Below are 9,722 nucleotides of genomic sequence, written 5' to 3'. Positions count from 1 at the left end.
CTCGGTGCAGGGGCCGGTGCCGCCCTCGCCGCCTCCGCCGGTCACGCCGCCTGAACAGGCACAACGTCCCGCGAGCAGCACCGCGGCAAACGACTGCGATCCCGCACCCCGCCAGGTGGACGGCGACGGGCGGCCCGGTCGTCGCGCATCCACGCCACAGCTACGCCAGCCCGCCGGTCCGGCAACGCATCGAATGACTGGCGGCAATATACGACTACCGGTGCATCGCGACCGTCTTTCGACAATGCCGCCAGCGGCTGGGCGGCATTTCCGCCGAATGCTCCGAAAGGCGGGAACAAGCAACCGCTGCACTTGTGGACCGCCGCTGCCGATTCCCGAATGTCTCGACAATGGCGATGGCCCATGCAACGCGCACATCGGCGGTTGCGGACATCCTCGGCTCCACCGGACCGGTCGCCGACCGTGACGAACGGCGACCTACTGCGCGCACGAACAGGACGGCTGGTATGCCGGCGACAGTGCGGACGATCTCGCGACTGTCCTGCGGATCAACGGAGCAGACGGATTTCCGGTGTACGAGGTCCGTCACTTCACCTGCGGCGGCACTCGGGTCGGCACTGAAGACGGGTCAGGGGACGTCGAGGTCGACGAGGAAGCCGCGTGCCTGCCACTGCTGTGCAGGCAGCTGGTCGCGGCTCGTTTGGAAGTACTGCTCGGGGCTGAGGAATTGCATGGTGCCGAGTTCAGGTCGCCCATCGGGCAGCGGCTCGACGACGGAGGGGTCGCCGCGCAGGCGTTCGGGGCGGGTATCGGGCACGTCCGTCAGACGGACGTCATCGGGGCGGCGGATCCACCCGTCAATACCCCGGTCATACCGGTCGAGCACAACCTGGACCCGCCGCACGATACCCACCGTGACGGGCAACTCGCCGATGAGCCGCAGGTACGCGTCGAAGCCCAGGCATCCGTCAAGCGCGACGTCGCCGCCCAGGTGATCGGCTTCCCGGACCGCGCGCAGGTCGCCGGCCTCGATGAGCTGCGCCCAAGGCTGGCCGTCGAAGTCGAACAACGTGCTGGCCCGCGCGACGACCTGGCGCAATACCAGATCGTCGGGCAGCTCCGGGTCGTCAAGCCATCTCAGCCGGGTCGTGACCCGCTCGCCCAGTGACCACCATGGCTCCCGGGGAGTGTTGAGCAGCACCGGCCAGAGCATTGCTCCATCGTGTCACCCACCGCCATCGTCGCGGTGCAGGGCTTCGAGCGTGAGGCACCGAGGTAGGCGGAGGTCTTCGTCTACTCGAACGCGAAACCGGCTTCCACGATCAGTGACCTGCCAGTCGCGTTGCGCTTTGCAGTTCTGTGACGTGCCCCCGGCTAGAGACAAACCTGCACGGCTCGATCGTGACGTTGCCTGGGTTGAGCTGGGCGGATGTACGGGCTGACCTGGCAATTGAGCTGCCGAGGCGGTTGCAGGTTGGTGGTTCCGAACCGGCTTCGTGCGCTGGTGGTCGCCCTCGTTGCCAGGGTTCGCGCCATGGCCTCGTCGTGCCGGCAATGACGCACTCACCTGCTTGATGAGCGGGCGCGACAGTGCTATCACGGTGCCTGCCGTTCGTCGTCACCGTCCATCGCCGTGACGGCCGACGCAGCGACCTGTACCGCTGTTCGCCGCGTTCGGCCACGGCCGCGCGGAGGGCACGTTGACTCGCCCTCGTCTCGGAACTCGTCGACGTCGTCTTCGTTGATGGCATCCGCCACGTTGTTGGCGGCCGGCAGGGGGCCGGGGCGGCGCGCTGCGACGCGCCACCCCGGTTGCCGTTCATGCTGCGGGCTCGTCACGTCGGCGACCTGATGGTGAAGACCAGGAGGTCGACCTGGTAGCTGGGCCGCCGTGGCTGTCGGGCCAGCTCTGTCGCGCCGCCTCGGCTTCGGCCCGAGTGGCCTAGTAAAGGAACTCGCCGCCGGAGGCGGTGACCGCAACGATCTACAGGACGTGGGTCGGGCCCGAAACCCTGCAGGGCCGCCGCGCGTTCACCGACGAGCGCGAGGCCCGGCTCACCGCGTTTCGCTGGCTGCACCGCTACAACACCGTGCGCCGCCACTCCCGGCTCGGACGCACCTCAACCGAGTGACCAGCCCACTCGGCGACCTGCGTTGCCAGTACCCCCCGGTTGAGCCACGTCGACGCCGCCGATCTCGCCGCCGCGCCCGAGCCGCTGCCGGCGAACAGGGGCTTTACCTGTCGTTGTCCTCGATCAGTGCGTCGATCAGACCAGGGAAGCGGACATTCAATTCATCTCGGCGCAGCGCGATGGTGTGGGTCCGGCCGGTCACCGTCGTACGGGTCAAGCCCGCCAGCCGAAGGATTCGGAAGTGATGGGTCATGGTCGACTTGTGTACGCCGAAGTCCCAATGCGTCCCGCACTTCGCGTGCTGTTCACCGTCGGCGAGCGTCTGCACGATCCTCAGGCGGATCGGGTCAGCCACCGCGCGCAACACGTTGACCACCGTCACACCGGACATGTCCGGCACCGAGTCGTCGTCGCCCGTCACGCCCCCAACCTACCGTTGGACATCCGCCATACCGTTCCCTAGGCTGACGGTATGACGGATCTCCAACAGTCCGGCTCGGTTCGCTGGGCCTGGGACGCCGACGGCGTCGTCACGGTGACCCTCGACGACCCTGGCCGCACCGCCAACATGCTCAATCAGCGCCATTACGACGGTCTCAACGCCTGCCTCGACGACCTGACCACCCGGCTCGACCAACTGCGCGGCGTAGTGCTCACATCAGCGAAACGCTCCTTCGTGGCGGGTCCGGAGTTCGAGCCGAGCGAGATCACCCCGGAAGAGGCCGCCGCCACCTACGACCTGCTGGTGCCACTGCGCGACCAGGCCCGCCAACTGGAGACACTGGGCCGCCCGGTCGCCGCCGCACTGAACGGCTCGGCCCTGGGCGGCGGCTTCGAAATCGCGCTGGCCTGCCACTACCGCGTCGGCCCCGACGACGACTCCGTGATCTGGTCGCTTGCCGAAACCGGGATGGGCATCATGCCCGGCGGCGGTGGCGTGGTGCGGGTGACTCGCATGACCGGCATTGCCGCGACCGTGCTCGACATCATCGGCCCCGGCACCGCGTTCCACCCCCGGGCCGCGCTGGCTGCCGGCCTGGTGGACGAACTCGCCACGGACGTGGTCGCCGCCGCCCGCGCCTGGGTGCTCGCCCAGCCGGACGGACCGTTCGTCCAGCGCTGGGAAAGGCCCGGCTACAGAATCCCTGGCGGCACCGAAGAGCCACCCGGTCTCGCCGAGGAAGTGCGCCGCCGGTCCGCGGGCTCACCGGTCCGGGCGCTGGCCGCGGTTCGGGAGGTGGCGATCCGCAGCGCGTCGGCGCCCATGGACGACGCTTTCGAGATCGAGACGGCCCTCTTCCGTACGCTGCTGAGCGCGCCCGAAGTTCCCGCGCTGAGCCACCTCTTCTTCGCCATGCGTACGGTCGCCGGAACCTTGCCGCCGACGCCACCCACCGCCAGAACGGCGGCAGCCGTTCGCGAGTTCCCACAGATCGCCGCCAACCCCCTGGCCGCCGTGTTCTTCGCCCCGGACGCCCCGGTGGTCGAGATCACCGGCGACGACGTCGAGGCCACGGCCTTCGAGGTCCGCGCCAAGGGCGGCATCCCGCTGGTGGTCAGCGGCGGCACGGCCTCGTTCGTCCAGGCGTTGCTGGACGCCGGCCCCGACCCGGATGCCATGGCCGCCGCCGCCCGCCGCGCGCTCGACGCTGGCCTCACGGTCGACCCGGCCGGCGCGGATGTCGCTTCGGTCCTCGCCGCAGGCTACCCACCCTGGACTGGCGGCGTCCTGCGCCACCTGGCGTACGCGGCGCCCGAGGCTGGCCCGGTCACCCGGGCGTGACAGCACGCTCGCCGCGCGCCGAAATCAGCCGCAACGCAGCGTGACGAGCCGAGCCGGCACCAAACATTCACAACAATGTCCGCGTACCCGAACCGATGCTGCGGCCGAGCGACCAGACCGGCGGCAGGGCACGTAGGCGGGTCCGGGCCGACAGCCAGTACCGCAGCCATCGTTGCGCCCCTCGTTGTTCAACGCGGCTGCCGCTGCTGGTCACATCCGTCACGTACCAGCACTACCGGACGAATCTGCCACCGGACATGCGCATCGAGCTGTACGGCAACCGGGTCCGCATCGAGCCGGGCGCGTTCGGCAACCGCGCGGAGCTGATATCAACACACTCGGCGAGTTCCTGGCCGACACCGTGCCCGACGACCAGGAAACTCGTGCTCGGGCCACAGGTCCAGGGCCCGGGTCACGCCCGGGAGCAGCTCCGCCGAGCCTGTGCCCTGCCAGTACCAGACGGATTCATACCTCATCCTCAAGGACCGCTGGGACATCGACCGGCCGTGCTAAACACCCAGCCGGCCATCGCAGCGGACGACCTTCCCCGCAGGCTGAAGCCGATGGCCGTCTGGTCCGGGCCTGCCGATCCCGCGGGACGGGGCGGGTGGCACGGTGTCCGGTGATGGCCGCGGCGGGCCGGGCGACCGGCGCGGACGGGTGCACTACAGTTGTGCCCCGTCCCGCTCGGCCAGGTATGGAGGCTTCGATGTCCGCAGGCAACCGCGACTCCGCCTCGACCCAGTACGACCGGCTGCGGGCCGAGATCGTCAGCGGGCAGCTGGCCCCGGGCACGGTGCTGCTGGAGACCCTGCTCGCCGAGCGGCTCGGGGTGTCACGCACGCCGGTGCGCGAGGCGCTGGCGCTGCTGGAGCGCGACGGCCTGCTGGAGCGCGAGCGCCGCGGATACCGGGTGCGCATGCGCAGCCCGGAGGAGCTGCTGGAGATCTACGAGGCGCGCATCGCGCTGGAGTCCACGTGCGCGGCCCGGGCCGCGGCCCGCCGTTCGGCGTACGACCTGGCTCGGCTGTCGCACCTGGGCCGCGAGGCGCGGGCCGTCATCGACCCCGTTCGGCTGGGCGAGCTGCACGCGGCGTGGCACAAGGCGCTGCGCGCGGCGGCGGGCAACGCCACGATCATCGATCTGCTGGAGCGGCTGGACTCGCTGCTGGCCGTTTACGACGCCGACGAGCCGACCCTGGCCGACCAGGAGGTCGCCGCCGCCGAGCACGAGCGGATCGTCGCCGCCATCAAGGCCGGCGACGCGGACGAGGCCCGCCGGGCGACCGTGGCGCATCTGGACCGTGCCCGCGAGGCGCGGCTGGCCAAGCTGGCCGCCACTTCCTGAGGCGGGCCCTGGCCGTCACCTCCTGAGGCGGGCCGGCCCCGGCCGGCCAGGTCCTTGACCCCTGCCGACTAGGTCACAGCCGACGTCTCTTGTTGCTGCGTCGACGCGTGTATACGCTCACCGTGTTTTCCTAGTAAGCACGTCTGAAAATTGGGGAGTTGCCATGTTCCGCAGGCTTGTCTTAGCGGCCGCGTCGGTGACGCTCGTCGCCGCCTGCAACGCCACCGGTACTCCCGGCAACACCGCCGCCACCGGCGCGCCAGTGCGGGGCGGCAGCGTCGTGTTCGCCACCGACGTCGAGCCCACCTGCCTGGACCCGGCCGCGCCGAGCCAGATCGCCACCCAGATCCTGCAGCGCAACGTCTACGACTCGCTGATATACCAGGACGACAAGGGTGCCTTCCATCCGTGGCTGGCCAAGTCCTGGGACGTCTCCGCCGACGGCACCACCTACACCTTCCACCTGCGCGACGACGTGACCTTCCACGACGGTACGAAGTTCGACGCGACGGCCGCGAAGGCGACCTTCGACCACTTCGTCGACCCCGCCACCAAGGCGCCGCTGGCCGGCTCGCTGCCGTTGCAGTCCACCACCGCGACCGACCCCGCGACGCTGGTCGTCAAGCTCAAGTCCCCGTTCGCGCCGTTCCTGCAGCTTGTGTCGTTCTCCGTGCTGGGCATCCAGTCCCCGGCCGCGCTCGCCAAGGGCCAGGCCGCGCTGTGCGCCGGCGGCGCCAACGCCGTGGGCACGGGGCCGTTCACCACCGCGGCCTACACCAAGGGCCAGAGCCTCACGTTCGCCCGCTACGACGCCTACAACTGGCCGCCGGAGGGTGCGCCGCACCAGGGCGCGGCCTACCTGGACAAGGTCGAGATCCGGTTCCTGCCGGAGAACGCCATCCGGGTCGGCGCGGTCAGCAGTGGCCAGGCGCAACTGGCCGCCAACGTGCCCCCGGTCACCGCGGCCGCGTTCGAGGCCGGCGGCGGGGTGCACGTGCTCGGCGCCGCCGCGGCCGGCACCCCGTTCACCGCCTACCTCAACACCCAGCGGGCCCCGTTCGACGACGTCAAGGTGCGCCGGGCCTTCCAGCGCGGCGTCGACATCGAGAACATCGTCAAGTCGGTGTACGCGGGCCGCTTCCCGCGGGCCTGGAGCCCGCTCACGCCCGCCACGCCGTACTCCTACGACAGCGCCCTGGAAGGCAGCTGGCCCCAGGACCCGAACCTTGCCAACCAGCTCCTCGACGAGGCCGGCTGGAGCCAGAAGGACGCGCAGGGCTACCGGGTCAAGGATGGCAAGCGGCTGAGCGCGGTGTGGGTGCAGAACAGCACCGTGATGCGCGAACAACGCGATGTCGTGGCGCAGGCGATCGCTGACAACGCCAAGAAGATCGGCTTCGAGGTGACGGTGCAGGGCCTCGACGCGGGCACCTTCTCCGCCCGTGCCAAGGCCGGCGACTACGACATCGCCGACCAGAGCAACCAGCGGGCCGACCCCGACATGCTGTTCAACGTGTGGTCGTCGAAGTACCAGGCCACCAAGGGCGGCGCCAACTACGCCAACGTCAACGATCCGCAGGTCGACGGCTGGCTCGGCCAGGGCGTGACCGCGCTGCGCCAGGAGGACCGCCCGGCCGCGTACAAGCCCCTGCAGCACTGGGTCATCGACAACGCGGTGGCCGTGCCGATCTACGTCCCGCAGTACCTACTGGGCGTGGCGAACTCGGTGCAGGGCGTGCGGTTCACCGTCTCGGGCTACCCCGATTCCTTCTACACGGTCTGGCGGACGAAGTGAGCGCCGGGTTCCAGGAGTGGCTCACCGCGCGGACGGAAGAGGTGGCCGGCCCGGCCGGCCACCTCGCCCTGACCGGCACCCACCCCGTCCACGAGCCGCTGGTCATCGACGGCGTGCCTGGCGTGTGGGACGTCGACGGAGGGCGCCTCACCGTCACCGTCGAACCGGGCGCGCCCTTGACCCGGGACGGCAGACCGCTGACCGGAACCTCCTATGTGGACGGCGTCCTGGAGGCGCCGGGCGTGACGATCCGTACCCTCACCCGCGAGGACGGTCCCGTGGTGCGCACCTACGAGCACGCGGCGCCGGCCCGGGCGGCCTTCGCCGGGATCGACCGTTACCCGTACGACGAGCGGTTGCGGGTGCCGGCGGTGTTCGAGCCGTACCCGCAGCCACAGCGGGCCACGATCCCGTACCAGCGTGACGACGTGGCCCGCCCGCACGAGGTCCCCGGGGAGCTCACGTTCACCCTCGACGGCACGCCGCACCGGGTGCGTGCCTTCGCCGGCCACGGCGAGCTGTGGTTCGTCTTCGCCGACGCCACGACCGGCGTGAGCACCTACCGTCCGGGCCGCTTCGTCGACGCGCTGCGCGACGGCGACGGCTACGTCGTCGACTTCAATCGCGCCTATCTGCCGCCGTGCGCCTTTTCCGACTGGTACAACTGCCCGCTCCCGCCCCGGGAGAACGTGCTGTCCAGCCCGGTCGAGGCGGGCGAGAAGTCGGTGCGGGGCCATGCCCACCCGGCGTAATGCCGGGCGCCTGGGCCGCCGGGCGGCGATCGCCGTGGTACAGCTGTGGGGCGCGGCGACGCTGTGCTTCCTCATGCTGCACCTGATCCCCGGCGACCCGGTCGACATCATCATGGGCAACCAGGCACTGGTGTCGCCGGAGCTCAAGGAGCAGGTCCGGGGCGAGTACGGGCTCGGCGACCCGGTCGGCGTGCAGTACCTGCGGCTGCTGGGCCACCTGGCCCACGGCGACCTTGGCACCTCCTACCAGCTGCAGCGCCCGGTCTGGAGCGCCCTCACCGAGCAGTTGCTGCCGACCGTGCAGCTGGCGGCCGCGGCGCTGGTGCTGGCGGTCCTGCTCGCGGTCGGCGCGGCGGTGCTCGTGCCGGAGCGGTTCCGCCCGGCCCGGGCGCTGCTCTCGGGCCTGGAGATGGTCGCCGTGTCGCTGCCGCAGTACTGGCTGGGCATCCTGCTCATCACGTTCCTGTCGCTGCGCTGGCACATCTTCCCGGTGATCGAGGCCGGCACCCTGCGCAGCCTCGTGCTGCCCGCCGTCGCCGTCGCCCTGCCGATCGCCGGCACGCTCGGGCAGGTGCTGCGCGAGGAGATGGACACGGCGCTGGCGCAGCCGTTCGTCACCTCCGCCCGGGCCCGCGGCGCCGGAGAACTGGCCGTACGGGCCGGCCACGCGCTGCGGCACTGCCTGGTGCCGGCCACGACCCTCACCGGCTGGTTCGTCGGCAGCCTGCTGGGCGGCTCCGTCCTCATCGAGCAGGTCTTCGGCCGGCCCGGGCTGGGCCAGGTCGCGCTGACCGCGGTGACGAACAAAGACATCCCGATGGTCACCGGCGTGGTCATGCTGGCCGCGGCGGTGTACGTGGTCGTGAACCTGCTCGTCGAACTGTCGTACCTGCTCATCGACCCCAGGCTGCAGCGCGATGGCCACTAGCCGCTCCCGCCGGCCGCCGGTCGCGGTCGTCGTCTCGGCGCTGGTGGTCCTCGTCGTGACGGCCGCGGCGATCCGGCCGCAGCTGTTCACCGGCCTCGACCCCAACGCCACTGACCCTCTCGCCTCGTTCCACCCGCCCGGCGCCGGCCATCCGTTCGGCACCGACCAGCTGGGCCGTGACCTATTCGCCCGGGCCGTGCACGGCGCCCGGCACTCGCTGCGCATCGCCGCCGGCGCCACGCTCGTCGCGCTGCTCGCCGCGGTCCCGATCGGCGTTCTCGCCGCGCTCGGCGGCCGGCTGGCCGACCTCGTCGTCACCCGCGTGCTCGACGTGCTGCTGTCATTCCCGGCGCTGCTGCTCGCCCTCGTCGTGGTCACGATGCTCGGCCGGGGCGAACTGAGCCTGCTGGTGGCGATCGGGCTGGCCGACATGCCTGGCTACGCGCGGCTGCTGCGCTCCCGGCTGCTCGTGGTACGCCGGACCGGATACGTCGAGGCGGCCACCGGGCTCGGTGTCGGGCCATGGACCACGCTGTGGCGGCACATCCTGCCCAACGCGATCGGCCCGCTGCTGGTCATGGCCACCCTCGGGTTCGGCGTAGCGGTCATCTTCGCCTCCGGCCTGAGCTTCCTCGGGCTCGGCACCCAACCGCCGACCCCCGAGTGGGGCGCCCTGCTCGCCGAAGGCCGCTCCACGCTCGCCATCGCCTGGTGGGCCGGGGTCTTCCCCGGCCTGCTGATCACCGTCACCGCCGTCACGGTAACCGTCCTGGGCCGGGCCCTTCGCGCCCGTTTCGGCGTGGGCGCGGTGCACCGCATCCGTTCCGGCGCGGCCGCGCCGCCCCCCGGCCCCTCACCGCCACCCGCGGTACAGAACGGAAGAGCACACGACAGAACTCCAGTCACAAGGAGTACAATCTCGTAAACCTTCTTTTGCTTGGAAAGAGGGGTGGGGTGGTTGTTCGCGGGGTGGGGGGGGGTGGGGGGGTTCGGGGGGTTGGCGGGGGGGTCTTTGTGTGGCTA

9 protein-coding genes are annotated in these 9,722 nt (G+C 70.8%); 7 read left to right on the top strand and 2 right to left on the bottom strand.

Annotated features, from left to right (window positions below):
* Positions 1–589 precede the first annotated feature (589 nt).
* Positions 590–1,174 carry a hypothetical protein gene (locus tag ABT297_RS41675; RefSeq protein ID WP_350559263.1) on the bottom strand — a complete coding sequence of 195 codons (585 nt, stop codon included), beginning with the start codon at positions 1,172–1,174 and terminating at the stop codon, positions 590–592.
* A gap of 757 nt (positions 1,175–1,931) precedes the next feature.
* On the opposite strand from ABT297_RS41675, the gene ABT297_RS41670 reads away from it, so the two are divergent.
* On the top strand, positions 1,932–2,093 hold the full coding sequence (locus tag ABT297_RS41670) for an integrase core domain-containing protein (protein ID WP_350559260.1): 162 nt from the start codon (positions 1,932–1,934) through the stop codon (positions 2,091–2,093).
* A gap of 103 nt (positions 2,094–2,196) precedes the next feature.
* Here ABT297_RS41670 and ABT297_RS41665 read toward each other — a convergent pair whose 3' ends face one another.
* Positions 2,197–2,514 (bottom strand): ArsR/SmtB family transcription factor, encoded by a 318-nt coding sequence (locus ABT297_RS41665; protein WP_350559257.1) that lies wholly within the window; start codon positions 2,512–2,514, stop codon positions 2,197–2,199.
* A gap of 51 nt (positions 2,515–2,565) precedes the next feature.
* On the opposite strand from ABT297_RS41665, the gene ABT297_RS41660 reads away from it, so the two are divergent.
* From ABT297_RS41660 to ABT297_RS41635, 6 genes are all read left to right on the top strand, one after another.
* Positions 2,566–3,876 carry an enoyl-CoA hydratase/isomerase family protein gene (locus ABT297_RS41660; RefSeq protein WP_350559254.1) on the top strand — a complete coding sequence of 437 codons (1,311 nt, stop codon included), beginning with the start codon at positions 2,566–2,568 and terminating at the stop codon, positions 3,874–3,876.
* 709 nt (positions 3,877–4,585) lie between these two features.
* Positions 4,586–5,224, top strand: coding sequence for a GntR family transcriptional regulator (locus tag ABT297_RS41655; protein WP_350559251.1), 639 nt, complete (start codon positions 4,586–4,588; stop codon positions 5,222–5,224).
* Between the two features lie 163 nt (positions 5,225–5,387).
* Positions 5,388–7,019 carry an ABC transporter substrate-binding protein gene (locus ABT297_RS41650; protein WP_350559248.1) on the top strand — a complete coding sequence of 544 codons (1,632 nt, stop codon included), beginning with the start codon at positions 5,388–5,390 and terminating at the stop codon, positions 7,017–7,019.
* Complete coding sequence (locus ABT297_RS41645; protein WP_350559245.1) at positions 7,016–7,771, top strand: DUF1684 domain-containing protein; 756 nt, start codon at positions 7,016–7,018, stop codon at positions 7,769–7,771. Before ABT297_RS41650 ends, ABT297_RS41645 begins: the two co-directional genes overlap by 4 nt.
* Positions 7,755–8,699 carry an ABC transporter permease gene (locus tag ABT297_RS41640; protein WP_350559243.1) on the top strand — a complete coding sequence of 315 codons (945 nt, stop codon included), beginning with the start codon at positions 7,755–7,757 and terminating at the stop codon, positions 8,697–8,699. The genes ABT297_RS41645 and ABT297_RS41640 overlap by 17 nt, the downstream gene beginning before the upstream one ends.
* Positions 8,689–9,624 (top strand): ABC transporter permease, encoded by a 936-nt coding sequence (locus ABT297_RS41635; RefSeq protein ID WP_350559241.1) that lies wholly within the window; start codon positions 8,689–8,691, stop codon positions 9,622–9,624. Before ABT297_RS41640 ends, ABT297_RS41635 begins: the two co-directional genes overlap by 11 nt.
* The last annotated feature ends 98 nt before the right edge of the window (positions 9,625–9,722 follow it).

The organism is Dactylosporangium sp. NPDC000555, assembly GCF_040300025.1.
GTDB lineage: Bacteria > Actinomycetota > Actinomycetes > Mycobacteriales > Micromonosporaceae > Dactylosporangium.
The sequence above is the reverse complement of the archived record's forward strand: the minus strand, read 5'-3'. Positions and strand labels throughout refer to the sequence as shown.

Bases quoted from the DNA above. Each gene is read 5' to 3' on its own strand.
- ABT297_RS41655 (WP_350559251.1), top strand. From the start codon at position 4,586: ATGTCCGCAGGCAACCGCGACTCCGCCTCGACCCAGTACGACCGGCTG.
- ABT297_RS41660 (WP_350559254.1), top strand. From the start codon at position 2,566: ATGACGGATCTCCAACAGTCCGGCTCGGTTCGCTGGGCCTGGGACGCC.
- ABT297_RS41635 (WP_350559241.1), top strand. From the start codon at position 8,689: ATGGCCACTAGCCGCTCCCGCCGGCCGCCGGTCGCGGTCGTCGTCTCG.
- ABT297_RS41640 (WP_350559243.1), top strand. From the start codon at position 7,755: ATGCCCACCCGGCGTAATGCCGGGCGCCTGGGCCGCCGGGCGGCGATC.
- ABT297_RS41675 (WP_350559263.1), bottom strand. From the start codon at position 1,174: ATGCTCTGGCCGGTGCTGCTCAACACTCCCCGGGAGCCATGGTGGTCA.
- ABT297_RS41650 (WP_350559248.1), top strand. From the start codon at position 5,388: ATGTTCCGCAGGCTTGTCTTAGCGGCCGCGTCGGTGACGCTCGTCGCC.